Annotated in this window: 1 protein-coding gene; it reads right to left on the reverse strand. The window is 61.9% G+C overall.

Features of this window, described 5'->3' with window-relative positions:
- The coding region (locus tag C9I57_RS32205) for a DUF3348 domain-containing protein (protein WP_258187932.1) at positions 1 to 308 on the reverse strand (308 nt) is incomplete at its 3' end.
- Positions 309 to 383: the final 75 nt, after the last annotated feature.

The following is a 383-nucleotide window of genomic DNA, read 5'->3' on the forward strand; positions in this document are numbered from 1 at the left end:
GCCGCGTGCGTCCACGCGCCGCGTTTCTCGATCGCGAGCACGCTATCGCGAGCGATCGCATCGGCTAGCGATGCGCGCACTCGCGAACACTCGTTCTCTTCGCTGGCGATGGAGGCTTGCGTATCCGAGACAGGGGCCGGCGTCGCGGCCAACGCCGTGGACATCGCAATGGCGTCGGTCCAGTCGAGCCATTGGCTCAGCCGTTCCGACAGCGATTGAGTCGATTCGGGAATACGGGTGTCCGTCAGGCGAGCGAGCAAACGAATAAGGGTCTGGCTGCTAAAAGCCGTGCGCTGCGGGGCTTTCACTACCACTGCACCATCGAAGTCAAAAAAGGCAGCAGTTTACACGCCGACGCGATGTCCTGGCCGATTTGTCGAGAT

The organism is Trinickia symbiotica (assembly GCF_003028655.1).
GTDB classification, from domain to species: Bacteria; Pseudomonadota; Gammaproteobacteria; order Burkholderiales; family Burkholderiaceae; genus Trinickia; species Trinickia symbiotica_A.